The organism is Methylobacterium gnaphalii (assembly GCF_007992215.1).
Classification (GTDB): Bacteria; Pseudomonadota; Alphaproteobacteria; order Rhizobiales; family Beijerinckiaceae; genus Methylobacterium; species Methylobacterium gnaphalii.
This window is the reverse complement of the sequence record NZ_BJZV01000011.1, coordinates 34,322-60,826: the sequence shown is the minus strand read 5'-3', so window position 1 is coordinate 60,826 and position 26,505 is coordinate 34,322. Positions and strand designations below refer to the sequence as shown.

Below are 26,505 nucleotides of genomic sequence, written 5' to 3'. Positions count from 1 at the left end.
CCCGGACGCTCCGTCGAACGCGGCGATTACGCTCCCCTGCCTACGCTCCCTTCCCGAGGAGAACGCCGACGATGAAGAACGCAGCCGAAGTCCTGAAGGCGATCAAGGACAACGACGTCCGATACGTCGACCTCCGTTTCACCGATCCCCGGGGCAAGTGGCAGCACGTCACCTTTGACGTCTCCCTCGTCGACGAGGATCTCTTCTCTGAAGGCACGATGTTCGACGGCTCCTCGATCGCCGGCTGGAAGGCGATCAACGAGTCCGACATGCTGCTGATGCCCGATCCGGTCACGGCCTGCATGGATCCGTTCTTCTCGGCCTCGACCATGTCGATCGTCTGCGACGTGCTCGAGCCCTCGACCGGCGCGCCCTATTCCCGCGACCCCCGTTCGACCGCCAAGCTCGCCGAGGCCTATCTGAAGTCGACCGGCATCGGCGACACCATCTATGTCGGTCCCGAGGCTGAGTTCTTCGTGTTTGACGACGTGAAGTTCGGTGCCGACCCCTACCGCACCGGCTTCGAACTCGACTCGACCGAGCTGCCGACCAACGGCTTCACCGATTACGAGGGCGGCAACCTCGGCCACCGCGTCCAGACCAAGGGTGGCTACTTCCCGGTGCCCCCGCAGGATTCGGCGCAGGACATGCGCGGCGAGATGCTGGCGGCCATGCAGTCCATGGGCGTGAAGGTCGAGAAGCACCACCACGAGGTGGCCTCCGCCCAGCACGAACTCGGCATGAAGTTCGACACGCTGACGCTGCTCGCCGACCACATGCAGATCTACAAATACGCAATCCACAACGTCGCGCAGAGCTACGGCAAGTCGGCGACCTTCATGCCGAAGCCGGTCTACGGCGATAACGGCTCGGGCATGCACGTGCACCAGTCGATCTGGAAGGACGGCAAGCCGCTCTTCGCGGGCAACAAGTACGCCGATCTCAGCCAGGAATGCCTCTGGTACATCGGCGGCATCATCAAGCACGCCAAGGCGCTCAACGCCTTCACCAACCCGTCCACCAACTCCTACAAGCGTCTGGTGCCGGGCTACGAGGCTCCCGTGCTGCTCGCCTACTCGGCGCGCAACCGCTCGGCCTCCTGCCGCATCCCGTGGACGACGAACCCGAAGGCCAAGCGCGTCGAGGTCCGCTTCCCCGACCCGATGGCAAACCCCTACCTCGCCTTCTCGGCCCTGCTGATGGCCGGCCTCGACGGCATCGTGAACAAGATCGATCCGGGCCCGGCCATGGATAAGGATCTCTACGACCTGCCGCCGAAGGAACTGAAGAAGATCCCGACGGTGTGCGGCTCTCTGCGCGAGGCGCTGCAGAGCCTCGACAAGGACCGCGCCTTCCTCAAGCAGGGCGGCGTGTTCTCGGACGACCAGATCGACTCGTTCATCGAGCTGAAGATGACCGAGGTGCTGCGCTACGAGATGACCCCGCACCCGATCGAGTTCGTGCAGTACTACTCGCTCTGAGCGATATCGGATCGAGCAGAACGAATGGGGCCGGAGCGATCCGGCCCCTTTTTCATTTCCGGTTCCGGCCCGCGTCGAAACCTCGTGTGTGGTCTTCACCGCGTCGCTCCGGCAGCATCTGCAAACTTTAGATTATTTGATACCAAAGATATCATTCATCATTACAACTATACGCGCAGATAATCCGTAATATTGTTAAATTCGATCTAGGTTTATATCTGGTACCGAAATGTTAGGACTTGTCTGTTTCTGATGACCGCCCCGGCAGTTTTTCAAGACCGGCGCAGCGCACATGACTCGATCGTTCCTCCCGTCGCGGTTGTTCTCGGTCCCGCACTCCGATGCGGCGCTGGCGGCAGCGCAGGTTCGGGCGCTCTCGCGGCAGGTGCCAGTGCTCCTGCTGACGCTGTCCGTGAACGCCCTGGCTCTGGCCTATACGCATCACGGGATCGCGCCGGACTGGCTCACCCTGCCGCCGATCTTCGTCATGCTCGCCATCGCCTTGATGCGGGCCGTGGTTTGGATGAGAACCCTGCGCAGGCCGGTCGAGGGCGAGGCCGCGTTCAGGCGACTGCGCGGGACAAACCTCTCCGCAGCGGTGTTCGGAACCGGCTTCTCGATCTGGGCGGTGCTTCTCACCCGCTACGGCGACGTCGCCACCCAGATGCAGGTGCTGTTCTTTCTGACCATCACCATGCTCATCTGCCTGACCTGTCTGCTGCACCTGAGTTCGGCGGCAGCGACGGTCGGCGTCGTCGCCGTCCCCGTAACCCTGTACTTCGTCAGCAGCGGCGAGGTCCTGCTCATCGTGGTGGCCCTGAACTTCGCCGGGGTCATCAGCGTGATGATCTTCCTGCAGATGATGGGCTACCGGGATTTCGTTCGGCTGACCTCGCTGATCGCCGAGAACCGCGATCTTGCGCATACCGACCCGCTCACGGGCCTGCCGAACCGGCGCTCTTTCTTCAGCAAGCTCGAGCAGACCATCGCCGAGGCGGGCCCGGCGGGCACCAGCTTCGCCGTCGGCCTGATCGACCTCGACGGCTTCAAGCCGGTGAACGACAGTTTCGGCCATGGGGCCGGCGACGAGGTGCTGATCGAGGTTGGCGAGCGCCTCGACGCCATCATGTCCGGTATCGGCTGGGTGGCACGGCTCGGCGGCGACGAGTTCGGGGTGGTCGTCGAAGGAGAGCATGACCTCGACGTGATCGGCCGCCGGATCTGCGCCTCGCTGCGCCAGCCCTACGCGCTGCGCGAGGTCACCGCGCAGATCGGCGCATCGGTGGGTTTCGCCCGCTTCCCCTGCGCTGCCGCGACGGCCGCGATGCTGGTCGAGCGGGCCGACCATGCCCTCTATCACGCCAAGGACTGCCACCGCGGCACCGCGATCTGCTTCGCGCCCGAACACGAGGCGCAGCTGCGCAGCCACGCGGTGATCGAGCAGGCGCTACGCAGCGCCGACCTCGAGACCGAGTTCAGCCTCGTCTACCAGCCGATCGTGGATGTGGCGGAAGACCGCGTCGATGCCTACGAAGCGCTGGCCCGCTGGACGAGCCCGACGATCGGAACGGTATCGCCGGGCGACTTCATCGTCGTGGCCGAGCGCAGCGGCCTCATCCTCGACGTGACGCGCGCGCTCCTGCGCAGGGCCCTGGCCGACATGGCAACCTGGCCCGCGGAGGTGCGCCTCTCCTTCAACCTGTCCGCCCACGACATCGCCTCGAGCGCCTGCCGGGCCGACATCATGGAGATCGTGCGCCAGAGCGGCATTGCACCGGGCCGGATCATCTTCGAGCTGACCGAGACCGGGCTGATGCGCGATCTCGTCGATGGGCGCGATGCGCTGACAGAGCTGAAGGCGCTTGGCGTCGGCCTCGCGCTCGATGATTTCGGCACGGGCTATTCGAGCCTGAGCTACGTGCACAAGCTGCCGATCACCAAGCTCAAGATCGACCGCAGCTTCGTGACGAACATCTGCGAGGACACGGCCTCCCTCAACGTCATCCGCGCGATCATCGACCTCTGCCGCAATCTCGGCTTCGACTGCGTGGTCGAGGGCGTCGAGACGGTCGAGCAGATGCTGTTGCTGCGCTCGGCCGGCTGCCGCTTCATGCAGGGCTATCTCCTGCAGAAGCCGTTGCCTCGCGATGAGATCGAGGCACTGGGGGGGAGCCGGCTTCCGGTCGCTTCGAAGCCGGTGAGGCAGCTTCAGCCGGCCATCGCCTGACGGGTGGCTCCGTCTCGGCCCGGCCGTCCCGGACGCCGGCCGACGCAACCAGACCCCGATCCTGCGTGACGGCGCGCGGGAACCGGGCGAGGATGGAGGGGTTGATCCGTCCTGCCTCGGAGGCCGCATGCCCCTCGTCGTTCCCGTCATCCTCGGTTCGGTGCGATCCGATAGGCTGGGCATCCGCGCCGCGCGGTTCCTGACGGCGCGGCTTGCGGCGCGGGGGCACGAGGCGCCGCTCGTCGACCCGGCCGAGCTGAACCTCCCGCTGCTCGACCGGATGTACAAGGAGCATCCCAAGGGGCAGGCGCCGAAGGTGCTCGAAGACCTCGCCACGCTGCTACGCCGTGCCGACGCCTTCGTGGTGGTCTCGGGCGAGTACAATCACTCGATCCCGCCGGCCCTGTCGAACACCCTCGACCATTTCCTCGAAGAGTATTTCTGGCGGCCTTCGGGCATCGTCTGCTATTCGGCCGGTCAGTTCGGCGGGGTGCGCGCCGCGATGCAACTGCGCGCCATGCTGGCGGAGCTCGGCACGCCGAGCATCCCCTCGCTCCTGCCGATCCCGCGCATCCAGAAGGCGCTGAACGAGAGCGGCGAGCCGGCCGAGGAATGGCTCGGCAAGGCCGCAGACAAGTTCCTCGACGAGCTGGCCTGGTACGCCGAGGCGTTGCAGGCGAAGCGGGCCGGAGGGACGCCGTACTGATGCTGTGGCCCGCTCGTCGGGAGGCGTTGCCCCGGACCCCTGCCGGGGCCATGTTCAAGCCAGCCGCCGGTATGCTCGGCCCTGTCCGATCGAGCGCCGTCCCCATCAATCCGGCGCAGCGAGTCCCTCCTCCTTGACCAGACGCACCTCTTCCGCACCGGCCGCCAGCGCCCTTCCCTCGCGTGAAGCCATCCTCGCCTTCATCGCCGAATCCACCGAGAAGGTCGGCAAGCGCGAGATCGCCAAGGCGTTCAACATCAAGGGTGGGGACCGCATCGCCCTCAAGGCCCTTCTCAAGGAGATCGAGGAGGACGGCGCCATCGAGCGCGGACGCGGTGGCCTCAGCAAGGCCGGAAGGCTGCCCCCGGTGGTGCTGGCCGACATCTTTTCGAGGGATCGCGACGGCGAGTTCGTCGCCCGGCCGGCCCAATGGGACGGCGAGGGCGAGGCGCCGCGCATCATCGTCCAGATGCCGCGGGCGGGCCGCAAGTCGAACCGCCCTGCCCCGGGCCTCGGCGACCGCGCGCTGATCCGCGTCGAGCCGGAGGCCGGGTCGGCCACGCGCTATACCGGCCGCGTGGTCAAGGTGATCGGCAAGAACAAGGCCGAGGTGATCGGCGTCTACCGCGCCGGACGTGAAGGCGGCCGACTGATCCCAGTGGAGAAGCGCTCGCAGGGCCGCGAGATCGAGATCCCGCCCGGCGAAGAGGGCGAGGCCCGCGACGGCGATCTCGTCAGCGTCGCGGTCGAGCGCGAGACTCGCTTCGGCCTGCCGCGCGGACGCATCCGCGAACGTCTCGGCACGCTCGGCTCCGAGAAGGCGGTGAGCCTGATCGCGATCCATCTCCACAACATCCCGCATGTCTTCGCGAAGGAGACGCAGGCCGAGGCCGACGCGGTGAAGGAGGTTGGCCTGAAAGGCCGCGAGGACTGGCGCGACCAGCCGCTGCTGACCATCGACCCGCCAGATGCCAAGGATCACGACGACGCCGTGATGGCGGTGCCCGACCCCGACCCGAAGAACGAGGGCGGCTTCATCGTCACCGTCGCGATCGCCGACGTCGCCGCCTATGTCCGCCCCGGCTCGGCGCTCGACCGCGAGGCGCTGCTGCGCGGCAATTCGGTCTACTTCCCGGACCGCGTCGTGCCGATGCTGCCCGAACGCATCTCCAACGACCTCTGTTCGCTCCGCGAGAACGAGGATCGGCCTGCGCTCGCCGTGCGGATGGTGATCGCTGCCGACGGCACCAAGCGCCGGCACAGTTTCCACCGCGTGATGATGCGTTCACGCGCCAAGCTCGCCTATGCCCAGGCCCAGGCCGCCATCGACGGCCGGCCGGATGACAAGACCGGGCCGCTGCTCGAGCCCGTGCTGCGCCCGCTCTACGCCGCCTACGAGGCGCTGAAGAGGGCCCGCGACAACCGTGGCCCCCTCGCCCTCGACCTGCCCGAGCGCAAGGTGCTGCTGAAGCCCGATGGCTCCGTCGACCGCGTCATCGTGCCGGAGCGGCTGGAGGCGCACCGGCTGATCGAGGAGTTCATGATCCAGGCGAACGTCGCCGCAGCCGAAACGCTGGAGGCGGCGAAGTCGCCGCTGATCTACCGCGTGCACGACGAGCCGGCCCTGGAGAAGATGCGGGCGCTCGGGGAGGTGCTCGCCTCGGTCGGCATCAAGCTGCCAAAGGACGGCGTGCTGAAGCCGGCCCTGTTCAACCGCATCCTGCTCTCGGTGGCCGAGACCGAGCATTCGATCTTCATCAACGAGGTCATCCTGCGCACGCAGGCCCAGGCGATCTATTCGAGCCAGAACCTCGGGCATTTCGGGCTGAACCTGCGCCGCTACGCGCATTTCACCTCGCCGATCCGGCGCTATGCCGACCTCGTCGTGCATCGCGCGTTGATCGCGGCCGGGGGGCTGGGTTCGGACGGCCTGCCCTCCGATGTCACCGCCGGCATGCTCGACGCGATCGGTGAGCAGATCTCGGGTGCCGAACGCCGCGCCATGGCGGCCGAGCGCGAGACGATCGACCGGCTGATCGCCCACCACCTCGCCGACCGCGTCGGCGCGACCTTCACGGGCCGCATCTCGGGCGTCACCCGCGCCGGGCTCTTCGTGAAGCTCGACGAGACCGGGGCCGACGGCTTCGTGCCGGCCTCCACCATCGGCGCCGATTTCTACCGGCACGACGAGACCCGGCACGCCCTGGTCGGCGACCGCACCGGCGAGACCTTCCGCCTCGGCGACACCGTCGAGGTGAAGCTGGTCGAGGCGGCGGCGGTGGCGGGTGCCCTGCGCTTCGAGATTCTGTCGGAGGGGCGCACCGGCTCGGGGCGGTCGGGACCCGGTGGCCGGCCGAAATTCCACAAGGCGAAGTCCAAGAAGACGAGCTACGGGCCGCCGAAATCCGCCTCGAAGGGGGGCAAGCCTTCCGCCAGCCGCAACACACCCGATCGCCGGCGCGGCTCGCGCGGGTGAGGCGCGTGGTGTAGGACGCCCCCATGCTGATCGAGACGACGCACGCTATCGATCCTTCCGCGGAACCGCCTCGCGTGGCGGTCGAGCGCACCAGGCTCATTCCGGCCATGGCGCTCAGCTTCCTCTGCCGCTGCCCGCATTGCGGGGAAGGCAAGCTGTTCGGCCGCTTCCTCAAGACGCGGCCGCATTGCGAGGCCTGCGGGATGAAGCTCGACGGACATCGGGCCGACGACTTCCCGCCCTACATCGTGATCTTCGTGGTCGGCCACATCGTCGGCTACCTGATCCTGACTTTCGAGATGGGCTACGACGTGCCCCTCTGGGTCTCGGTTACGCTCTGGCCGGGGCTGACGCTCGGATTGGTGGCGCTCCTGCTGCAGCCCGTGAAGGGCGCTGTGATCGGCCTGCAATATGCGACCCGGATGCACGGCTTCCAGGTATCCCCACCCCCGCGGCCCGGAGCCGAGGAGACGCGCGTTGGACCAGGCGACCCCGCCCCCGCTGCCGATATCGGCCGCGTCTGAGACGCGCAGCCGATCGGCTCCGGCGCTCCGACCCCGTGATGCCGCCACGCTGATCCTGGTCGACCGGTCGCGGAAGAAGCTCCGCGTCCTGATGGGTCGCCGCAACACCCGCCTCGCCTTCATGGGCGGCAAGTTCGTGTTTCCCGGTGGCCGGCTCGATCTCGCCGACCGGCGCATGCCGGTGGCCGGCGCCCTGTGCCAGCGCAGCGAGGATGCCCTCTCGACGCGCGTCACCGGCCGCTCGCCGATGCTCGGCCGTTGCCTCGCCCTCGCGGCGATCCGCGAGACCTACGAGGAGACGGGCCTCTTCGTCGGCACCCGAGATTACGGGCCGCCCGAGACCACGCCCGAGGGCTCCTGGACGGCCTTCGCCGAAGAGGGCGTTCTGCCGGAACTGGAGGCGCTTCACCTCGTTGCCCGCGCGATCACGCCGCCTGGTCGCCCGCGCCGCTTCGATACCCGGTTCTTCGTCGCCGACCGCAAGGCGGTGGCGGCCGAGCGCGCCGGTATCGTCGGACCGGATGCGGAACTCACCGAGATTGCCTGGGTCGGGCTCGACGAGGCGCGCGGGCTCGATCTGCCGCGCATCACCCGTTCCGTACTCGACGACCTCGAAGCGGCCGCCGCGATCGACTTCAAGCCGTTCCGGCCGATCCCGTTCTACTTCGAGCGCTACGGGAAGGGCTTGCGGGAATTGCTGTGATGACGCGTTCGGTCGTTCGACACCGCCCGCGTCATTCCGGAGCCACGCAGCGGGACCCGGGATCCAAGATCGGGCACGCTGCTTCTGGCCTGTCGCGACCATCGCATCACGGGTGGATTCCAGATTCCTGCCTGTGGCAGGCCCCGGAATGACGGCCTTGGGAATCGAAAGTGGCGCGAGGCCTGTCCGAACGATGACCGACACCGATCCCCGCGGCCTGGGGCTCTGCCCGGAGCGCCTGGAGCGCATCGACGCCTGGATGCGGCGCTACGTCGACGAGGGGCGGCTCGCCGGGCTTTCCGTGAGCCTGCTCCGGCGCGGCCAGACCGCCTTCTTCCGCGCCCACGGCAAGGCCGACATCGCCCGCGACCGGCCCTTCGGTCCCGAGACCATCGCCCGCATCTACTCGATGACCAAGCCGCTGACCTCGGTGGCGGTGATGATGCTGTACGAGGAGGGCCGGTTTCAGCTCGACGATCCGTTGAGCTGCTTCCTGCCCGAGTTTGCGGAGATGCGCGTCGCCGTCGGCGGCAACCGGGTGAAGCTCGACACCGTGCCGGCCCAGCGGGCGATCACCATCCGCGACCTGCTCACCCATACCTCCGGCCTGACCTACGGCTTCATGGAGGCCACGCTGGTCGATGCGCTGTACCGGGTCGCCGGCATCGACTTCCAGACCTCGGACCATGCGCTGGCCGACCTCGTCGCGCGCGTGGCGCGCCAGCCCCTGCTCGCCCAGCCGGGTGCCGAGTGGAACTACTCGGTGTCCACCGACGTGCTCGGCCATCTCGTCGCCGTGCTCTCGGGCATGGAATTTTCGGACTTCCTGCGCGAGCGCGTGTTGAAGCCGCTCGGCATGAACGACACCGATTTCTTCGTGCCGGACGACAAGCGCGAGCGCTTCGCGGCCAACTACGTCTTCGACCGCACGGGCCGCCTGAAGATCTACGACGATGCCGAGGGCAGCCGCTTCCTGTCGCCCCCGCCGGTGGCCTCGGGCGGCGGTGGTCTCGTCGGCACGGCGGCCGACTACCTGCGCTTCTGCCGCTTCATCCTGAACAAGGGTGAGCTCGACGGCGTGCGGCTGCTCGGCCGTAAGACGGTCGAGCTGATGACCGCCAACCATCTCGATGGCGACATGGCCGCGATGGGCCAGCCGCGCTTCTCGGAATCCTCCTATGCCGGCGTCGGCTTCGGGCTCGGCTTCTCGGTGATGCTCGATCCGGCCCGGGCGCAGATCATCGGCACGCCGGGCGAGGTAGCCTGGGGCGGCCTCGCCAGCACCTCGTTCTGGATCGACCCGGCCGAGGAGCTCGCCGTGGTCCTCTTCGCGCAGCTGATCCCCTCCTCCGCGCTGCCGATCCGGCGTGAGTTGCGGGTGCTGACCTACGCCGCGCTGGTGGATTGACCGCCGCTCTGGCGACGAACTTGCAGGGAGCGCGCCGGCGGCGACGGCAGAGCCGCGGCACGCTCAACCCAGCAAGAGACATGGCATGAAGCGCGAAGACCTCACGGAGAAGCTGCTCGACATCAAGCGCGAGAAGGGCTGGAGCTGGCGGTTCATCCAGGACGAGATCGGCGGCATCTCGCCGATCCTGATCACGGCGGCCTGCATGGGCCAGATGAAGCTGCCCAAGGCGCAGGCGAAGAAGGCGGCCGAGCTGTTCGGGCTGAGCCTTGCCGAGGAGCGCATGCTCAACGAGGCGCCCTATCGCGGCTCGATCCCGCAGATGCCTCCGACCGACCCGCTGATCTACCGCTTCTACGAGCTGGTCATGGTCTACGGCAGCACCTGGAAGGAGCTGATCCAGGAAGAGTTCGGCGATGGCATCATGTCGGCGATCGACTTCAACATGACCATGGAGCGTGAGCCCAACAACAAGGGCGACCGGGTGAAGATGAACCTCTCCGGCAAGTTCCTGCCGTACAAGTACTACGGCAACGAGGACGGCGTGCCGGAATACGGCTTCAAGGAGGGGTGACAGCGGCCGAGGGCTCGCATTCTCCCGCCGTCATTCCGGGACGCCGCCGGCGAACCCGGAATGACGGGCCCGTGGTGGCTGAGAAGCGGCGGCTGCGACATGTCACCCCTTGCGCCACGCTTCTTGCCAAGTTTCCCGCCGCCTATGCTGCATGGGTATCCCCGAGGCGGCGCGTCGCAGGCCGACGCTGAAACGTAACCGGCGCGCCGTCCGTACGAATGGGGAGACGATACGTCCCCCCTTTCGGGAGCAGCGCCCATGAACCGCCGCCAGACCCTTTTTGCCGGAGCCTCCCTGGCCAGCCTCTTCGCCGGGCTGAGTGCGTCGAAACCCGCCCTCGCCTTCGCCGTCGAGAAGAGCGACGAGGAATGGCGCAGGCAGCTCGACCCGGCCGCCTACAACGTCCTGCGCCAGCACGGCACGGAGCGTGCCGGCACCAGCCCGCTCGACCACGAGAAGCGGGCCGGAACCTTCTCCTGCGCCGGCTGCGACCAGAAGCTGTTCGCCTCGCAGACCAAGTTCGACAGCGGCACTGGCTGGCCGAGCTTCTATCAGCCGCTTCCCGGCGCCGTCGGCGAGAGTACGGACCGCGCCTTCGGCATGACCCGCACCGAGGTGCATTGCAGCCGCTGCGGCGGCCATCTCGGCCACGTCTTCAATGACGGTCCGCGCCCGACCGGCCTGCGCTACTGCATGAACGGCGTGGCGATGACCTTCCAGCCTGCCTGAACCGCCTTCCCCTCATTCATAGGAGAGCTCCATGATCATCTCCAAGTTTCTGCGCTCTGCCGCCCTCGGCTGGGCGCTCGCCCTCGGCGCGACCGGCGGGCTCATCGCCACGGTCTCGCTGCCGCACGGCTACGCCCATGCGGAAGAGGCCGGACAGCGCCTGCCCGACGCCGCGATGAAATCCAGCGAGGCGCCCGGCAAGCTGCAGACCGCGACGCTGGCTGGCGGCTGCTTCTGGGGCGTCCAGGGCGTCTTCCAGCACGTGAAGGGCGTGACCCAGGCCGTTTCCGGCTATGCCGGTGGCAGCCGCGATACGGCGAATTACGAGACGGTCGGGCGCGGACGCAGCGGCCATGCCGAGGCGGTGAAGATCACCTACGACCCGTCGCAGGTGCGCTACGACCAGCTGCTTCAGATCTTCTTCTCGGTGGCCCTGGACCCGACCCAGGTGAACCGCCAGGGGCCGGATAGCGGCACGCAGTACCGCTCCGCGATCTTCCCGGCCGATGCCGAGCAGGCCAAGGTTGCCAAGGCCTATATCGCCCAGCTCGACGCGGCCAAGACGTTCTCGCGGCCGATCGCCACCAAGATCGAGCCCGGCGCCGCCTTCTACCCGGCCGAGGACTACCATCAGGACTACATGGCCCTGAACCCGCATGCCGGGTACATCGTGGTCAACGATGCGCCGAAGCTGCGCGCATTGCAGACGCTTTTCCCGGATCGCGCGAATGAGGCCCCGGTCCTCGTCAACAAGTCCAAGGCCTGACCCGAACCGCGTCTCGGCCGTGGACGCAGAGCCGTCGCGGCGAAATCAGGCTTTGCCCCGCCCGCCGTTTTCGACGATGGGAGGGGCATGAACATCCTGCTCATCGGCTCCGGCGGGCGCGAGCACGCGCTCGCCTGGGCAATCTCGAAGTCCCCGCTCTGCGACCGCCTGTTCACGGCGCCCGGCAATTCCGGCACGGCCGCGCACGGCACGAACCTCCCCGACCTGAAGGCCTCCGACCACGCGGCCGTGGTGGAGTTCTGCCGCAGGGAAGCGATCGGCCTCGTCGTGGTCGGGCCGGAAGTCCCCCTCGTCGCCGGGCTGGTCGACGATCTCCACGCCGCCGGCATCCGCGCCTTCGGCCCGACCAAGGCCGCGGCGCAGCTGGAGGGCTCCAAGGGTTTCACCAAGGAGCTCTGCGCCGAGTACGGCATCCCCACCGCAGGCTTTGCCCGCTTCACCGAGGTCGAACCGGCCCTGGCCTATCTGCGCGAGCACGGCGCGCCGATCGTGGTGAAGGCGGACGGCCTCGCTGCCGGCAAGGGCGTCGTCGTGGCCGAAAGCCTGCCCGAGGCCGAGGCCGCCGTGCGCAACGTGCTCGACGCGCCCGGTGCGGCACTCGTCATCGAGGAATGCATGGTCGGCGAGGAGGCGAGCTTCTTCGCCCTCTGCGACGGCACCCGCGCCGTCCCGATCGGCACTGCCCAGGACCACAAGCGCGCCTTCGACGGCGACCGCGGCCCCAATACCGGCGGCATGGGCGCCTATTCCCCGGCGAGCATCATCACGCCCGCTCTGGAAGCGGAGGTGATGGAGCGCATCATCGCGCCGACGCTGCGCGGCATGGCCGAGCGCGGCACGCCCTTCACCGGCATCCTCTATGCCGGGCTGATGCTGACGGCGGATGGGCCGCGGCTCATCGAGTACAACACGCGCTTCGGCGACCCGGAGGCGCAGGTGCTGATGCCGCGGCTCACCGGCGACCTCGTGCCCGCGCTGATCGCGGCCTGCGACGGCGATCTCTCCCAGGTCTCCCTCGGCTTCGACAGCAGCCGGGCGGCGCTCACCGTGGTGATGGCGGCGGCCGGCTATCCCGGCACCGTCGTGCGCGGCTCGCCGATCCGCGGCGTCGCGGAGGCTGCGGCCGAGGACGTCATCGTCTTCCATGCCGGTACCCGGCAGGAGGGCAGCCAGCTCGTCGCCGATGGAGGCCGCGTGCTCGCCGTCACGGCCATCGGCAGGAGCGTCCGCGAAGCCCAGGCCCGCGCCTATGCCGCCATCGCGCGCATCGACTGGCCGGAGGGTTTCTGCCGTCGCGATATCGGCTACCGGGCGGTGACCCGCGAAGCCGACGATCCCGGCATCTGAGCCGCCCGTGAGCGCGGACCCGCTCGGCCTCGCCTTCGACGCCGCCCGCGAGGCGGCCTCCCTCGGCGAGGTGCCGGTGGGCGCGGCGATCGTGCGGGAGGGCCGCGTGCTGGCGGTCGCCGGCAACCGGCCGCGCCGGTTGCACGACCCGACCGCCCATGCCGAGATCCTGGCGATCCGCGCCGCCTGCGCCGCGCTCGGCGACGAGCGGCTGACCGGCTGCGATCTCTACGTGACGCTGGAGCCCTGCCCGATGTGCGCGGGCGCGATCTCCTTCGCCCGCATCCGCCGGCTCTATTACGGCGCCTCCGACCCGAAGGGCGGCGGCGTCGAGCACGGCCCTCGGGTCTTCAACCAGCCGACCTGCCATCACGCGCCGGAGGTGTATGGGGGGCTGCGCGAGACGGAGGCGGCGGCCCTGTTGAAGGACTTTTTCCAGGCCCGGCGCGACTGAGTCCTCAGCGGCGGAAGAAGTCCTGAAGCGCCGCCAGCACCTCGTCCGGCTTCTCCTCGACGACGAAGTGCCCGCAATCGAGCGACAGGCCGGCTGCCCGCGGCGCGAAGGTCTGCTGCCACACGGCGAGCGCCGGCTCGGGCTTGTCCTTGTCGAGATAGTCCCGGCTGGCGAGCACGGTGACGGGCATGGAGAGCGTCTTGCCGGCGGCGAGGTCGGCCTTGTCCGCGGCCCGGTCCGGTCCGTCGGGGCCGCCGGCGCGATAATCCTCGCACATGGCATGGATGCGCTCGGGAACGTTCCAGCTCTGCCGGTAGAGCGCCAGCGCGGCCGGAGCGAAGGCCGAGAGGTCGTGCGCCCCGCTCCACTGCCTCAGGAGGCCCTCGAAATAGGCGTCCGGGTCCTGCCTGATCGCCTGCTCCGGTTCCGGCGCGGGCTTCGCGAGGAACGACCAGTGCGGGTTCGTACCTGGCTTGGCCGCGATCCGGTCCCACTGGATGGTGGTCGGCACGATGTCGAGGAGCGCCAGCCGCTCGATGCGCTCGGGATGGTCCAGGCCGAGACGGTAGGCCACGCGGGCGCCGCGATCGTGCCCGGCGATCGCGAAATGCACGTGACCGATCTGCTCCATCAGCGCGACGATGTCCCGGGCGATCGTTCGCTTGGCGTAGGTCGAATGGTCCGCCTCGCCCCTCGGCGCGTCGGTCCAGCCATAGCCTCTCAGGTCGAGGCAGATGACGCGGCGATCCTCGGCGAGCCGCCCGGCGATCGGGTTCCACATGGCGTGGGTCTGCGGAAAGCCGTGCAGCAGGAGCAATGGCGGCGCCTCCGCCGGGCCGCCGGCCCGGGCGAACCAGCGGCCGGACGGCGTATCGATCCACAAGGCTTCGAAGCCTGGGAAGAGATCTTCGACCTTGTCTGCGTCCATGTCTCACTCTTCTCCGCAGTGATGAAGGTCCATCGATAGGACATCTTCGCGAGTGCCCGTCGATCCGCCGGCCGGCGGTGATGAGCGTGAGAGGGTCTGTCGAAGCGACATTGACCGCTACTTAGACTATTTTGGCAGCAATATGCCTAATACTTCGGCAGTGCCTTTTCTTAACGCTTAGAGGTGACATTAGGCTAGCTTTTGCGGTGCTCTCATGCCTCTCCACGCCCTCGAAGAAGTTGCTCAGATCTCGGCCGACTGGCTCTGGGAAACAGATCAGCTAGGGCGGTTCAGCTATTTGTCTGCCGAGGCCGAGAGGTTCATGGGCATGCCCGCCGCTGCCATGCTCGGCCGCAGCCGCGAGGCCTTTGCCGTGGACGACGCTGGCGAGGGCGACGAGGCTTACAGCCTTCAGGGCGTCTTCGAGGCGATGGACGCGCTTCGTCCGTTCCGCGACCAGATCTACCGGTTTCGGCACCCGGACGGTGCTCCCCGCTGGTTCGAGATCAGCGGGCGCCCGCGCTTTTCACCCGACGGAACCTTCCTCGGCTATCGCGGCGTTGGCAGCGACGTGAGCGAACAGCATCGCACGCGCAGCACCCTGGCAACCACTCTGACGCAGTTGCAGAACGCGAACGCCCAGCTCGGGGAGCAGAACCGGCGCTTCGATGCGGCGCTGGAGAACATGACCCAAGGCCTGTGCATGTTCGACGCGGATGCGCGTCTCGTCGTCTGGAACCGACGCTACCTGGAGATCTTCGACCTCGACGAGACCGCACTCAGCATCGGTATGACTCAGCGTGAGATCATCGAGGTCCTGGTCGCCTTGAAGCGCTACAAGGCCGGCGCCACCGTGGATTCGGTGAGCGAGGGCACGCGGACATCGCTGGCCGGGGAGAGCGCCAAGTCCGTCCTGCGCGAACTGGCCGACGGACGCGTCGTCGCGGCCACCCACCGGACCATGGAGGGCGGCGGCTGGGTCGCCACGTTCGAGGATGTGACCGAGCGCCGACGCAACGAGGCGCGCATCATCCATATGGCCCGCCACGATGCGTTGACCGACCTGCCGAACCGGACCGCCCTGCGTGAAGTCGGCACGGAAATGGCGGCCCAGGCCGGCGACGGCCTGACCTTGGCCGTGCTGTGCCTCGATCTGGACCGCTTCAAACCCGTCAATGATAGCTATGGCCATGCCCTCGGCGACGCGCTGCTGCGCGCCGTCGCCGAGCGGCTGCGCAGCCACGTGCGCGGACGCGACGTGGTTGCACGGCTCGGTGGCGATGAGTTCGCCGTGCTCTATCGGGTCGAGGACGAGACCGGCGCCGAGAGATTGGCGCAGCGCATGATCGCGGCGATCAGCGCGCCCTACCAACTCGACGGCTATTGCGTCGAGATCGGCATGAGCGTCGGCATCGCGCTCGCGGATGAGTGCCGCGACATCGAACGCCTCCTGCGGAACGCCGACATGGCGCTCTACGAGGCCAAGGCGGCGGGTCGCGGTACCTGTTGCCTGTTCGAACGGCAGATGGACGAGACGGCGCGCGAGCGCACCGTCCTGGAACGTGAGCTGCGCGAGGCCCTCGCGCTTGGTCGGTTCGAGGTTCACTACCAGCCGCTTGTCGACCTGGACGAGAACCGCATCACCGGCCTCGAAGCGCTGGTACGCTGGCGCCATCCCGAGCGGGGCCTCATCAGTCCCAGCGTCTTCGTTCCCCTGGCCGAAGAGACAGGGCTCATCGTCCCACTCGGCGAATGGGTGCTCAACCAGGCCTGTCGCGACGCGGCCACGCTGCCCGACGACATCAGCATCGCGGTCAACGTCTCGGTCCTGCAACTGCGCAACCGCAGCTTTGCGCAAAGCGTCTTGATGGCGCTCGCCGCCACGGGATTGCAGGCGGAACGGCTCGAGATCGAGATCACCGAGAGCGTGCTGCTCGATGACACCGAGGCCAATCTCGAGACGCTGCACACCCTGCGCCGGCTCGGCGTACGCATCTCGATGGATGATTTCGGCACGGGCTATTCGAGCATCAGCTACTTGCGTCGCTTTCCCTTCGACAAGATCAAGATCGACCGCTCCTTCGTACGCGACTCCGCTGGGCGCTCGGATGCCGGCGCCATCATCCGCGCGATCGTGGGTCTCGGTACCAGCCTCGGCATCACCACGCTGGTCGAGGGTGTCGAGACCGAGGCCCAACTCGCCACGGTGCGCGCCGAGGGTGTTCAGGAAATCCAGGGCTTCCTGTTCAGCCCGCCGCGCCCCTTGGGAGAGATCAGCGAGATGCTCGTGCTCGGCGGGATTAAGGACGCCGCATGAGCGTGATCACGTCGAGCTCTTCAGGGAGTCGATGTTAAGCGGCGGAACATTGCGGTGGGGCGCGCCGTTGCAATCCCGAAGACGGCACTGCCGTCGATGGATGAAGGACCTGCAATGAGCAGCACGACCGACAAGATCAAGGGCGTCGCCAACGAGGCCGCCGGCAACGTGAAGCAGGGGATCGGCAAGGCGACCGACGATCCGAAGCTTCAGGCGGAAGGCAAGGCGCAGGAGCTCAAGGGCGATGCGCAGAAGACGGCCGGCCATGCCAAGGATGCCGTCAAGGACGGCGCCGACGCGGTCAAGCGCAGCCTCTAGGGAAAAGCGACAGCGCTGCGGAACGATTGCCGCAGCTTGGCCATTTATCCCGGAAGTTTTTGCAGGAGACTCAGATGCTCGGTTGGGCAGTCACATTTCTCGTTATCGCTCTGGTCGCGGCGGTCCTCGGTTTCGGCGGTGTCGCCGGTACGGCCATGGAAGCAGCCAAGATCGTCTGCTTCGTTGCGATCGCGCTGTTCCTGATCTCGGCCGTCATGGGCGCCGTGCGCGGGCGCGCCCCGCGGCTCTGACGGCACCAGCGACGATCGCGAGCGGAAAAGGCGGCTTCGGCCGCCTTTTTCGTGCCTCGCGCATGCCCCCGCGGCAGCGGCGTGTTCCGATCGAGGCAGGAGTGCAGACAGGCGTCTCGTAACGGGCGGCCCGCTCTGTTATGGCAGCGGCCATGAGCGACATTCCCGATGACGATACCGGCGTGGCCGAGCCCCCGCACGGCGACGATGCGATTCCCGCTACCCCCGAGGGCGAGCGCATCGCCAAGGCCATTGCCCGTGCCGGCATCGCCTCGCGCCGCGACGCCGAGGCGATGATCGAGGCCGGGCGCGTGAGCCTGAACGGGAAGGCTCTCACCTCCCCGGCGATCAACGTCACCGAAGAAGATCGCATCACCGTCGACGGCGAGCCGCTGCCGGCCCGCGAGCGCACCCGGCTTTGGATCCTGCACAAGCCGCGCGGCGTCGTCACGACGGCCCGCGATCCGGAGGGCCGACAGACGGTCTTCGACGTTCTGCCGGACGACCTGCCCCGTGTCGTCGCCGTGGGGCGGCTGGACATCAATACCGAGGGGCTGCTGCTCCTGACCAACGACGGCGGCCTCGCCAAGGTCGTCGCGCATCCGGATACCGGCTGGCTGCGAAAGTACCGCGTGCGCGCCTTCGGCGAGATCACGCAGCCGGAGCTCGACAAGCTGCGCAAGGGCGTCACCATCGACGGCATGGAGTACGGCCCCGTCGAGGCGCATCTCGACCGCGCGCAGGGCGACAACATCTGGCTGACGCTCGGCCTGCGCGAGGGCAAGAACCGCGAGGTCAAGCGCATCCTCGAACATCTCGGCCTCTCCGTGAACCGGCTGATCCGGGTCTCCTTCGGGCCCTTCCAGCTCGGCGACCTCGAGGTGGGGCTAGTCGAGGAGATCCGCACCAAGGTGCTGAAGGAACAGCTCGGCAAGACCCTGGCCGAGCAGGCCGGCGTCGACTTCGAGAGCCCGACCCGCGAGCCGATCGCGCCCTTCGGCAAGCCGAGGAAGCCCGCGGCGGAGGCCCAGCGCGGCCCTACCGGCAAGCCTCGCAAGCCGGCCTCGGCCTCCTCGCGGCCCGAGCGGCGCGGCGGGGACGATCGCCCGACCCGCAACCCGTCGCGCCCGGCCGCGCCCGCCCGCGTTCCCACCGGCGGCTCGAGCGCCGGCCCGCGGCAATCCATCTGGCGTGCGGACGAGGATACTGAGCGCCCGCGCGGCACCAAGATCCCGCGCAGGGGCAGCGACCCGAGGTCATCGCGCGAAGCGGCGGCCGAGCGCGGCCGCGAGCGCGTCGGCTCGATCAAGTCCGGTGAGCGCCGCGTCCTGGTGGAGCGCCTGCAGCCGAGCCCGGAGGCACCCGCTCCCGAGCCCCATCGCCGCGTCCGCTTCCGCACCGCCGAGGAGCGTCCCGAGCGCTCCGACGACCGGCGCGCTCCCCGGGCCGATGCGCGCCCGCGCCGGCAGGAAGGCGGGGCAGCTCCCCGGACCGACCGGTTCGAGGATCGCGGCGAGCGCCGCGGACCGCCGCGCGACCGGCCGCGGGACGGCGAACGCTCCGGCGGCTTCCGCGATGGGCTGCGTCCACGGTCGTCCGAATCCGGGCGTGGCCGGGGAAACGATGCCGGCGGCCGTGAAGACCGCCCGCGTGCACACCGGGAACATGATCAGCGTGCTGGCGGCGCCGGGCCGAGAAGCGGCTCGGGCCGACCGGGTTCCGAGCGCCCCGCGGGCGGCGCTCGCAGCGACAGGCCGGCCGGCGGCCGCGGCTTCAAGGCTGGCGGCGATCGTCCGGGCGGCGGAGGTTTCAAGGCCGGCAGCGGGCGGCCCGGTGGCGGCTTCAAGGGCGGAAAACCCGGCGGACGACCGGGCGGTTTCGGCGGAAAGCCGGGCGGTTCCCGCGGTGGCGGCGGTCGGCCGCCGCGCGCTGGAAAATGAGTGATCTCAAAGGCTTGCTGGCGATCCTTGCATGAGGATCGTCGGTGGAAATCTGCGCGGGCGCACCCTGCGAGGTCCGCGCACGGACGCGATCCGGCCGACCTCGGACCGGCTGCGCGAGACGCTGTTCAATGTCCTGTTCCACGCCTACGGCGATCCTGTTGAGAATGCTCGTGTTCTCGACCTCTTCGCCGGCACCGGCGCCCTCAGCTTCGAGGCCCTGTCGCGGGGTGCCGCCTACGCCCTCCTCGTCGACGAGGGCGCTGAGGCGCGGGGCTTGATTCGTGAGAATATCGAGGCACTTGGCCTTGAGGGCACCACCCGCCTCTACCGGCGTGACGCGACCAAGCTCGGCCTCGCTCAGGCCATCGGCCGCTTCTCGCTGGTCTTCTGCGATCCGCCCTATGGCCGCGACCTCGCCCCCAAGGCCCTCCAGGCTGCGGCTGATGGCGGCTGGCTGGAGCCGCAGGCGCTTGTTCTCGTTGAAGAATCTGCCTCCGTCACGCTCGGACCCCTGCCCGGCTTCACGCAACTGGAGCGCCGCGACACCGGCGACACGGCCGTGACCTTCCTGCGCTTCGATTGAGGTAGTCCCAGCGTCAGTGTTTTAGAATTATAATTGACTTAGCCGTCGCAGCGCGAAACTCTCCCCGCATAAGGACGCCCAAAGGGCGCATTCAGGGAGAAACGCCAATGCCTGCCGCACAGACGACGAAGCTCGGAGCCTGTCCGCACGACTGCCCCGACACCTGCTCGATGATCTACACGATCGAAGAGGGCCGGCTGATCAGCGTGAGAGGCAATCCCGAGCACCCGATGACCCGCGGCTCGCTCTGCGTGAAGGTCAAGGATTTCGAGCGGCACCACTACAACTCGGACCGCATCCTCTACCCGATGCGCCGCACCGGTCCGAAGGGTTCGGGCCAGTTCACCCGCATCTCCTGGGCCGAGGCGCTCGATGAAGTCTATAACGGCTTCCAGGACGTGATCGCGCGGCACGGCCGCGAGGCGATTCTGCCCTACAATTACCTCGGCAACGAGGGGGTGGTGCAGGGCCTCACCGTCGGCGACGCCTTCTTCAACAAGCTCGGCGCCAGCGTCGCGGAAAAGACCTTCTGCGGCTCGGGATCGTGCACAGCCTGGCTGCTCACCGTGGGGCCGACCAACGGCCTCGACCCGATGAGCTTCACCCAGTCCAAGTACATCGTGATCTGGGGCTGCAACTCGATCTCGACCAACATCCACCACTGGCACGTGGTGAAGGATGCGCAGCGCCACGGCGCCAAGGTGGTGGTGATCGATCCCTACCGTTCGCGCACCGCCAAGGAGGCCGACTGGCACATCATGCCGAAGCCCGGCACTGACGGTGCTCTGGCGATGGCGCTGATCCACTGCATCATCAACGGGAACCTGATCGACCGCGACTACGTGGAGAAGCACACGATCGGCTTCGACCAGCTGAAAGAGCGCGCCGAGTCCTTCACACCTGAATATGCCGAGCAGATCTGCGGCGTGCCGGCGGCCGATATCCGCATGCTGGCGCATGAATACGCCACCACCCGCAACGCTGCGATCCGCCCCGGCGTCGCCGTCGAGCGCAGTGCCGGAGGGGCGCAGGCCCTGCGTGCCATCTTCTCGCTGCCGGCGCTGACCGGCGCCTGGAAGGATCCCGGCGGTGGGATCTACCAGATGCCGCTCTGGGAGTTCCCAGTGCACTGGGACCGCGTCTGCCGGCCGGACTGGATTCCGGAGGGCACCCGCGCGGTGAACGTTCTGAAGCTCGGCGCCGTGCTCAACGGTGAGGCTGGCCTGAACCCCGGCATCCACGCGCTGATGGTCTATAATGCCAACCCTGTCTCGAACTCCACGGAAACTGCGGCGATCAAGAGGGGGCTGGCCCGTGAGGACCTGTTCACGGTGGTGAGCGAGCACTTCATCACCGATACGGCCCGCTATGCCGACATCCTGCTGCCGGCCACCATGGCGGCCGAGCACGACGACATGATGTTCTCCTGGGGCCATTTCTTCTTCACGCTCAATCAGAAGGCCATCGAGCCGCCAGGAGAGACCGTCTCCAATGCCGAGCTGTTCCGTCGGCTCGCCAAGCGCTTCGGCTTCGATGACCCGCAATTCTCCATGAGCGAGATCGAGCTGATGGAGTGGTACCTCGACTGGGACAGCCCGAAGATGGCGGGTGCGAGCATGGAGGAGTTCCGCCGGACGGGGTGGTATCGTCTCAACGTTGGCGACCCGGAGACGCGAACACCGCATGCCGAAGGCAACTTCCCGACGGCCTCCGGCAAGTGCGAGTTCTTCTCGCAAGGCGCCCTCGACAGCGGCAACTTCGTCGCCCCGCCCTTCCGGCAGATGTACGAAGCCCAGCAGGGCGGCGAGCCGCTCGATCCCCTGCCCGGCTATGTGCCGGCGAACGAGCGGCCGGAGACCAATGGCGCCCTTGCCGCACGCTTCCCACTCAACATCGTCTCGCCAAAGAGCCACGGCTTCCTCAATTCGCAATACGCGAACGAGGCGCACAAGATCGCCAAGCAGGGCGAGCAGTCGATCCTGATCAACCCGTCCGATGCCTTGGGCCGGCAGATCACCGAGGGCGCCCTGGTTCGTGTCTTCAACGAGCGCGGCACCTTCCACGGGCAGGCGCAGGTGACGGAGGACGTGCCGCCCGGCGTGGTCGTAGCATCCCTCGGCTACTGGCACTCGCTCAACCGGGACGGCGCGGTGAATGTGGTGAGCTCATCGAAATACGGCGGCATGGGCCACTCGCCGACCTTCAGCGACAACCTCGTCGAGGTGGGGCTGGCGAGTTCGGCGTAATCGTCCAACTCACCGTCGTTGCGTAGGGAGCGATGCAATCCAGGGCGATAGCCGCAACCTCGCGGGTATTGCCCGGATTCCTTTAGGTTCGCGCAGCAATGCTGACTGAAGGCTTGGCGCACTAGGCCAACCAGCGGCACCATTAGTATACCCAGCCTTGCCATCGAGCCGGTAAGCGCCGGCCGATGATGAGGCTGGTCGGGGCCGGAAGGCCATGCCCCGTCCCAGCTCTATTTCCTGCGCAGCTGCTCGGTTGCTCTCGGCGTGTCGGCGCATCGCGCGCGGCCCACATCGTCGTCGCGTTGCTGGCCATCCTGATCTCGTGGCTCAGCCGCCCTGCTCCTCCGGCAGGGGCCCGCGCGTGGCGTCGAGTCGGTCACTGGCCGGCATCTTGACGACGCCCCCACCGAGCGCCGCCTCGTAGATGGCCGCCATGATGCGCTGGTCCTGGAGGCCCTCTTCGCCTGCCGTATGCGGCTCCCGATCGGCGCGGATGCACTGCGCGAAGTGGTCCATCTCCACCGCGAATTGGTTGCGGGGCGCGAAGACCCGGCGCTCCTGCGCAGTGGCCGGGCCGGCGCGGTGACCGATCTCCATGGCGAGATTGTTGTAGCTGAAGGCCGGATCGAGCCCGAACCAACCCTCCGTCGCAACCGCTCTCAGGCGACGGCTCTCGTGCATGCTGTAGCCCGCGGTGCCCGTTGCGAAAACGCCAGACGGGAATTGAAGTGTAAACTGCGAGACGTCCTCGATTTCTCGGAACCGTGGGTCGTTGCGGGGCTGCGTGATGCGCCCCGTCACCTCCACCGGCTCTTCGCCGGTGATGTAGCGGAAGGCGCTGAGGCAGTAGAGACCGATATCCGGCAGCGAGCCGCCGCCGGCCAGGGCCTTGATCTGCCGCCACTGACCAGGCGCGGCATCGTGTTGCGTGTTGACCGCCTCGATCAGGCGCAACTCGCCGAAGACCTTGCGGCGGGCGAGGTCGACAAGGCTACGGTGGGCGACGTTGTACTGCAGGCGATAGGCTATCATCAGCTTGCGACCGGCCTGCCGGCAGGCGGTGACCATTCGCTCGGCCTCCGCTACCGACGTCGCCATCGGTTTCTCGCAGAGCACATGCTTGCCGGCGCGCGCGGCACGTTCAGTAAACTCGGCATGCATCGCGTTTGGCAGCACGATGTAGACCGCCTCGATCTCGGGATTGTCGCGGATCGCATCGAAGCCCGCATAGTCGTAGAGGTTCTTGTCCGGCACGCCGTATTGCGCCGCGATCGTGCGCGCCTTGTCCCGATTACCGCTCACGAGCGCGACCGGCTTGACGTGCCGGGCCTCGGCGAAGCCCGGCATGATCTGTTCGAGTGTCAGATGGCCGATGCCGACGACCGCAATGCCGAGCCGCCGCGGAAGCGGATCGGGATTGGGCAACGTCTCACTACCCTCGCTCGGCGCCCGCAGAGACGGCAGGACCACCTTACCGTTCTCGACATGGCCCAAGAGCGGCGCCGGCTGACCTTCCGCTGCCGAGGCCGCGCCGATCAAGGGAACGCCGGCCAAGCCTGCGGCTGCGCCGAGAACGCTTCTGCGCGTTGTGTCGACCATGGTGGGGTCCTGCTGATGTTTGTGAGAAGACCGGCTACGCGGATCGCCGCGTGGATGCCGGGTCGGCGCCACCAAGCGGACTAACGCTCACGCCCAGTCGGACCGCGCTCGCATCGTCTCGGGAAACCGCTGGGATCGAACGGAGTTCACTGCCACTGGCAGCGCTGGCAGCTCTTCGGCTTGCTCAAGACCACCCTACCCCTGAGCGGCTCATGCCGTTGAGACGCAGCACGTGACAGGTAGAGTCCACACCGAGGCCGCCGACACCGAGGCATATGTCGTTGCGCGGTCCTTCTTGGTCTCCGCGTCCCGAGCCTTTCGACGGTGGCGCCGCGGGTCATTGCAGTGATGAACCGGTACGGGCCAGCCGGCGGCGCGGTCATCGCAGCGGCTGGAGCCCCCGCCGGTGCGGGCGTCGACCTGATCGATCTTAACAAGGCCAGCGGTGCGAGCGCGCCGTGCTGCATGTACGCTCAGCCGAATAGCTGCGCTTCGAAGCCCCAAATAGTGGGTCGCCAAGAATATCTGAACTGTCAGGCCGCTTGGGTCGAACGTAACTTAGCGCCGCGATAGGCATCCGGAATCGAGAGTGCCCACACGAAAAGCCCCGCGGCATGCCGCCCGATCATGCTGGCATCCGGCGCTGCGAAGTGAGTGGTCAGCCAGGCGCCGACCACCGTGAACGCCGCGAAGCCTAACCCCCGGTTGGCGCGTCCCGTCAGGACGTGGCCCATGCCGGGCAGAACGATCGCCGTCGCGAGGACGAAGAGCGGGTCAGGGTTGAGCCGGAAGACGCGCATCACATGGTTCCTGGTACTGGAGAGCAGCCGACAGATCGACGGCGGCATCGAGCGTTTTGAGAAGGTTTTGAGGACTGATCTGCTCGTAGGCGAAGCGGTTTCCCCGCATAAGCAAGTAGGCGCCGCGTTCGCCCTCGCAGGCCTGGATCGAGATCCGCAGGCCCCGCGGCGTGACGAGAATCTCCTTGAGTCGAGGATCGGCGAGGAGCTTGCCGGCCGGCGCTGTCAGCCGGTCCAACAGAGGCCGTGACTGCGCGGTGCCGCGTACGAGCGTGTCTTGCGGCCATCCCACCGGCACCTCGTGACGCGCGGGCATGTCCGCGGCGGGGGAGTAGAACTCTACGTTTGTCGACCGGCGTAAAACGGCGAGAGCCTGCGTTCCCGCAATCGGCACCCGGACCTCGATCCTGCACCAGAGCTGCGGCAGCCGGCGAAAGGCCAGAGAGTCGGCGAGCAGGGACAGGTGGATCGGACAGGCCCGGTAGCGTCCCGTCAGCGTAGCGAAGCCGGCGCGATCGACTCCGCGATCCGGGGGGGCGTCGAAAAGTGGGGCTAGCGAACCGAGCAGGTTTCGTCGTTCGTGTGCAACGCGCACGGAATGGCGACGGCAGAGCCATGCTGCCATCGCCAGAACCGCGCATGCTGCGAGGGTGAGCACGTTGCGCCTAATATCCCCGAGGCTTCGGCCAAGGCATCGTGAACTGATCGCCGCGCCGGACATACTTGTAGCGGTGCAGAACGAACCAGACCGACGCGAAGATGTAGAAAGCCGTCATCGCCATGAGCTGCGTGCCGTAGCCGAGGAACACCGCGACATAGGTCGTCGTACAGAGCGTCAGCAGGATCAGCGCCGGCAGAGGATGCAGCGGGTGCACGTAGCCCCGCGGGATCACTCCAAGCGGCCATTTGCGGCGAAACACGATGATCGACAGGGCCATCAGGGTGTAACCGAGCAGACCCGATAGGATCGACAGGGTGATGGTCTGATCGAGCGGCGTGGAGACCGCAAAGACGATGGCGATCGGCGCGAAGAAGACGATCGCGCGGTAAGGCGTCCGGTAGGTTGGGTGCACCGCACCGAACCAAACCGGCATGTAGCGGTCGCGGCCCATGGCGAACCAGGCGCGGGACGCATCGTTGATGCAGCCATTGGCCGATGCGATGGTTGCAAAGAGCGTTCCGAGGAAGAGTGCCGTCTCGAGCCAGCGGTTTCCGGTCAGGCGGGCCGCATCGTAGAGTGGCGTGACAGCTTGGCCGAGATACTCCCAGGGCATCAGGCCGGTGCAGACATACCAGGTAATGGTCGCCGCGATCAGCAGCGTCATCATGCCGGCCATGGTGCCGAGCGGCAGGGCGCGGGCCGGTGAGCGGACTTCTTCCGCAGCCTGCGTCGTGCCCTCGATGCCGAGATAGAACCACAATCCGAAATGCATGGCCGCGAGGATGCCGAGCGAGCCGTAGGGCAAGCCGCCGAGCAGATCGCCGTGCTTCAGCACCGCGCCGGGTGCCCAAGGCTGCGCCGCCACAAACAGCACCACGATGGCCGCGAAGGCGGCTGCGGTAATGACGAGGTTCAGCGTCAGCGTCGCGAGTACGCCGCGATAGTTCAGGAAGGCCAACCCCACCACAGTCAGCACCATGAATGCGCGTTTGTCGACGGCCCCTTCAAGTCCGGCATTCGTCGCGAATGCCTCGATCAAATCGCCGGTGACGATGGCATTCGAGACTTCGAGCATCGTGTAGGCCATGACGAGGTAGAGGCCGACATTGAATGCCGCGAGCGGCCCGATGATGTGCTTGGCCTGCGCATATTGCCCGCCCGCGGCGGCGACGGTCGAGGTGATCTCGGAATCGATCATCGCGACGCAGGTATAGAGGATGCCGGCGAGCCAGCAGGCTGTAAGCGCTGCGACCGGCCCGCCCTTGCCGACTGCGAAGTTCCATCCCATGAACTCGCCGACGAGGACGATGCCGACCCCGAGCGCCCAGACGTGACCCGGGCCGAGGACGCGCAATAGCGCGATCTTCTTTGAGCCTGCGGTATCGCGCACAGAGGGATGAAGTGTCGTCGGCTCCGACAGCCCGACGTTGGGAGCGCGCATCT

The 26,505-nt window shown here is 67.5% G+C and carries 23 protein-coding genes; 18 read left to right on the top strand and 5 right to left on the bottom strand.

Annotated elements, in window-relative coordinates:
• Positions 1 to 71 precede the first annotated feature (71 nt).
• From glnA to MGN01_RS10930, 12 genes are all read left to right on the top strand, one after another.
• Complete coding sequence (gene glnA / locus MGN01_RS10985; protein WP_147046657.1) at positions 72 to 1,481, top strand: type I glutamate--ammonia ligase; 1,410 nt, start codon at positions 72 to 74, stop codon at positions 1,479 to 1,481.
• A 292-nt stretch (positions 1,482 to 1,773) separates the two neighbouring features.
• Positions 1,774 to 3,708: a putative bifunctional diguanylate cyclase/phosphodiesterase gene (locus MGN01_RS10980; protein WP_147046656.1), complete on the top strand. Its 1,935-nt coding sequence runs from the start codon at positions 1,774 to 1,776 to the stop codon at positions 3,706 to 3,708.
• A gap of 127 nt (positions 3,709 to 3,835) precedes the next feature.
• On the top strand, positions 3,836 to 4,414 hold the full coding sequence (locus MGN01_RS10975; RefSeq protein WP_147046655.1) for an NADPH-dependent FMN reductase: 579 nt from the start codon (positions 3,836 to 3,838) through the stop codon (positions 4,412 to 4,414).
• Positions 4,415 to 4,547: 133 nt separating this feature from the next.
• Positions 4,548 to 6,890 carry a ribonuclease R gene (rnr, locus tag MGN01_RS10970; RefSeq protein ID WP_147046654.1) on the top strand — a complete coding sequence of 781 codons (2,343 nt, stop codon included), beginning with the start codon at positions 4,548 to 4,550 and terminating at the stop codon, positions 6,888 to 6,890.
• A gap of 23 nt (positions 6,891 to 6,913) precedes the next feature.
• On the top strand, positions 6,914 to 7,414 hold the full coding sequence (locus tag MGN01_RS10965) for a DUF983 domain-containing protein (protein ID WP_238257969.1): 501 nt from the start codon (positions 6,914 to 6,916) through the stop codon (positions 7,412 to 7,414).
• The gene (locus tag MGN01_RS10960; protein WP_147046653.1) at positions 7,368 to 8,117 is read left to right on the top strand and encodes an NUDIX hydrolase; all 750 of its coding nucleotides are present in this window, start codon (positions 7,368 to 7,370) and stop codon (positions 8,115 to 8,117) included. Before MGN01_RS10965 ends, MGN01_RS10960 begins: the two co-directional genes overlap by 47 nt.
• Before the next feature lie 193 nt (positions 8,118 to 8,310).
• Positions 8,311 to 9,525 carry a serine hydrolase domain-containing protein gene (locus tag MGN01_RS10955; RefSeq protein WP_147046652.1) on the top strand — a complete coding sequence of 405 codons (1,215 nt, stop codon included), beginning with the start codon at positions 8,311 to 8,313 and terminating at the stop codon, positions 9,523 to 9,525.
• 85 nt (positions 9,526 to 9,610) lie between these two features.
• Complete coding sequence (gene cynS / locus MGN01_RS10950; protein WP_147046651.1) at positions 9,611 to 10,099, top strand: cyanase; 489 nt, start codon at positions 9,611 to 9,613, stop codon at positions 10,097 to 10,099.
• A gap of 258 nt (positions 10,100 to 10,357) precedes the next feature.
• A complete protein-coding gene (gene msrB, locus MGN01_RS10945) occupies positions 10,358 to 10,828 on the top strand; it encodes a peptide-methionine (R)-S-oxide reductase MsrB (RefSeq protein ID WP_147046650.1) in 471 nt (156 codons plus the stop codon).
• A gap of 31 nt (positions 10,829 to 10,859) precedes the next feature.
• Positions 10,860 to 11,594: a peptide-methionine (S)-S-oxide reductase MsrA gene (gene msrA / locus MGN01_RS10940; RefSeq protein WP_147046649.1), complete on the top strand. Its 735-nt coding sequence runs from the start codon at positions 10,860 to 10,862 to the stop codon at positions 11,592 to 11,594.
• An 87-nt stretch (positions 11,595 to 11,681) separates the two neighbouring features.
• On the top strand, positions 11,682 to 12,962 hold the full coding sequence (gene purD, locus MGN01_RS10935; RefSeq protein WP_147046648.1) for a phosphoribosylamine--glycine ligase: 1,281 nt from the start codon (positions 11,682 to 11,684) through the stop codon (positions 12,960 to 12,962).
• 7 nt (positions 12,963 to 12,969) lie between these two features.
• Positions 12,970 to 13,416, top strand: a complete 447-nt coding sequence (locus tag MGN01_RS10930) for a nucleoside deaminase (RefSeq protein ID WP_238257968.1) — start codon at positions 12,970 to 12,972, stop codon at positions 13,414 to 13,416.
• Positions 13,417 to 13,420: 4 nt separating this feature from the next.
• Here the strand turns inward: MGN01_RS10930 and MGN01_RS10925 are convergent, their stop codons facing one another.
• A complete protein-coding gene (locus tag MGN01_RS10925; protein WP_147046646.1) occupies positions 13,421 to 14,344 on the bottom strand; it encodes an alpha/beta fold hydrolase in 924 nt (307 codons plus the stop codon).
• Between the two features lie 214 nt (positions 14,345 to 14,558).
• On the opposite strand from MGN01_RS10925, the gene MGN01_RS10920 reads away from it, so the two are divergent.
• From MGN01_RS10920 to MGN01_RS10895, 6 genes are all read left to right on the top strand, one after another.
• Positions 14,559 to 16,661: a putative bifunctional diguanylate cyclase/phosphodiesterase gene (locus MGN01_RS10920; RefSeq protein WP_147046645.1), complete on the top strand. Its 2,103-nt coding sequence runs from the start codon at positions 14,559 to 14,561 to the stop codon at positions 16,659 to 16,661.
• Positions 16,662 to 16,775: 114 nt separating this feature from the next.
• Complete coding sequence (locus MGN01_RS10915; RefSeq protein WP_147046644.1) at positions 16,776 to 16,979, top strand: CsbD family protein; 204 nt, start codon at positions 16,776 to 16,778, stop codon at positions 16,977 to 16,979.
• A gap of 74 nt (positions 16,980 to 17,053) precedes the next feature.
• Positions 17,054 to 17,230 carry a DUF1328 domain-containing protein gene (locus MGN01_RS10910; protein ID WP_147046643.1) on the top strand — a complete coding sequence of 59 codons (177 nt, stop codon included), beginning with the start codon at positions 17,054 to 17,056 and terminating at the stop codon, positions 17,228 to 17,230.
• A 152-nt stretch (positions 17,231 to 17,382) separates the two neighbouring features.
• Complete coding sequence (locus tag MGN01_RS10905; RefSeq protein WP_147046642.1) at positions 17,383 to 19,170, top strand: pseudouridine synthase; 1,788 nt, start codon at positions 17,383 to 17,385, stop codon at positions 19,168 to 19,170.
• A 31-nt stretch (positions 19,171 to 19,201) separates the two neighbouring features.
• A complete protein-coding gene (gene rsmD / locus MGN01_RS10900) occupies positions 19,202 to 19,756 on the top strand; it encodes a 16S rRNA (guanine(966)-N(2))-methyltransferase RsmD (RefSeq protein ID WP_147046641.1) in 555 nt (184 codons plus the stop codon).
• 107 nt (positions 19,757 to 19,863) lie between these two features.
• Positions 19,864 to 22,002, top strand: coding sequence for a molybdopterin-containing oxidoreductase family protein (locus MGN01_RS10895; RefSeq protein ID WP_147046640.1), 2,139 nt, complete (start codon positions 19,864 to 19,866; stop codon positions 22,000 to 22,002).
• Positions 22,003 to 22,329: 327 nt separating this feature from the next.
• Here MGN01_RS10895 and MGN01_RS10890 read toward each other — a convergent pair whose 3' ends face one another.
• The 4 genes from MGN01_RS10890 to MGN01_RS10875 form a co-directional block, all read right to left on the bottom strand.
• Positions 22,330 to 23,601, bottom strand: coding sequence for a Gfo/Idh/MocA family protein (locus MGN01_RS10890; RefSeq protein ID WP_147046639.1), 1,272 nt, complete (start codon positions 23,599 to 23,601; stop codon positions 22,330 to 22,332).
• A gap of 533 nt (positions 23,602 to 24,134) precedes the next feature.
• Positions 24,135 to 24,401 carry a hypothetical protein gene (locus MGN01_RS10885; protein ID WP_147046638.1) on the bottom strand — a complete coding sequence of 89 codons (267 nt, stop codon included), beginning with the start codon at positions 24,399 to 24,401 and terminating at the stop codon, positions 24,135 to 24,137.
• Positions 24,376 to 25,059 carry a hypothetical protein gene (locus MGN01_RS10880; protein ID WP_147046637.1) on the bottom strand — a complete coding sequence of 228 codons (684 nt, stop codon included), beginning with the start codon at positions 25,057 to 25,059 and terminating at the stop codon, positions 24,376 to 24,378. The genes MGN01_RS10885 and MGN01_RS10880 overlap by 26 nt, the downstream gene beginning before the upstream one ends.
• 7 nt (positions 25,060 to 25,066) lie before the next feature.
• Entirely contained in the window at positions 25,067 to 26,503 is a 1,437-nt protein-coding gene (locus tag MGN01_RS10875) for an APC family permease (protein WP_373319167.1), read from the bottom strand.
• Positions 26,504 to 26,505 lie beyond the last annotated feature (2 nt).

What these genes read in the sequence shown, in the direction of transcription:
- glnA (WP_147046657.1), top strand. Translation starts at nt 72, where the DNA reads ATGAAGAACGCAGCCGAAGTCCTGAAGGCGATCAAGGACAACGACGTC.
- MGN01_RS10980 (WP_147046656.1), top strand. Translation starts at nt 1,774, where the DNA reads ATGACTCGATCGTTCCTCCCGTCGCGGTTGTTCTCGGTCCCGCACTCC.
- MGN01_RS10975 (WP_147046655.1), top strand. Translation starts at nt 3,836, where the DNA reads ATGCCCCTCGTCGTTCCCGTCATCCTCGGTTCGGTGCGATCCGATAGG.
- MGN01_RS10965 (WP_238257969.1), top strand. Translation starts at nt 6,914, where the DNA reads ATGCTGATCGAGACGACGCACGCTATCGATCCTTCCGCGGAACCGCCT.
- MGN01_RS10955 (WP_147046652.1), top strand. Translation starts at nt 8,311, where the DNA reads ATGACCGACACCGATCCCCGCGGCCTGGGGCTCTGCCCGGAGCGCCTG.
- cynS (WP_147046651.1), top strand. Translation starts at nt 9,611, where the DNA reads ATGAAGCGCGAAGACCTCACGGAGAAGCTGCTCGACATCAAGCGCGAG.
- msrB (WP_147046650.1), top strand. Translation starts at nt 10,358, where the DNA reads ATGAACCGCCGCCAGACCCTTTTTGCCGGAGCCTCCCTGGCCAGCCTC.
- msrA (WP_147046649.1), top strand. Translation starts at nt 10,860, where the DNA reads ATGATCATCTCCAAGTTTCTGCGCTCTGCCGCCCTCGGCTGGGCGCTC.
- purD (WP_147046648.1), top strand. Translation starts at nt 11,682, where the DNA reads ATGAACATCCTGCTCATCGGCTCCGGCGGGCGCGAGCACGCGCTCGCC.
- MGN01_RS10925 (WP_147046646.1), bottom strand. Translation starts at nt 14,344, where the DNA reads ATGGACGCAGACAAGGTCGAAGATCTCTTCCCAGGCTTCGAAGCCTTG.
- MGN01_RS10920 (WP_147046645.1), top strand. Translation starts at nt 14,559, where the DNA reads ATGCCTCTCCACGCCCTCGAAGAAGTTGCTCAGATCTCGGCCGACTGG.
- MGN01_RS10915 (WP_147046644.1), top strand. Translation starts at nt 16,776, where the DNA reads ATGAGCAGCACGACCGACAAGATCAAGGGCGTCGCCAACGAGGCCGCC.
- MGN01_RS10910 (WP_147046643.1), top strand. Translation starts at nt 17,054, where the DNA reads ATGCTCGGTTGGGCAGTCACATTTCTCGTTATCGCTCTGGTCGCGGCG.
- MGN01_RS10905 (WP_147046642.1), top strand. Translation starts at nt 17,383, where the DNA reads ATGAGCGACATTCCCGATGACGATACCGGCGTGGCCGAGCCCCCGCAC.
- rsmD (WP_147046641.1), top strand. Translation starts at nt 19,202, where the DNA reads ATGAGGATCGTCGGTGGAAATCTGCGCGGGCGCACCCTGCGAGGTCCG.
- MGN01_RS10895 (WP_147046640.1), top strand. Translation starts at nt 19,864, where the DNA reads ATGCCTGCCGCACAGACGACGAAGCTCGGAGCCTGTCCGCACGACTGC.
- MGN01_RS10890 (WP_147046639.1), bottom strand. Translation starts at nt 23,601, where the DNA reads ATGGTCGACACAACGCGCAGAAGCGTTCTCGGCGCAGCCGCAGGCTTG.
- MGN01_RS10885 (WP_147046638.1), bottom strand. Translation starts at nt 24,401, where the DNA reads ATGCGCGTCTTCCGGCTCAACCCTGACCCGCTCTTCGTCCTCGCGACG.
- MGN01_RS10875 (WP_373319167.1), bottom strand. Translation starts at nt 26,503, where the DNA reads ATGCGCGCTCCCAACGTCGGGCTGTCGGAGCCGACGACACTTCATCCC.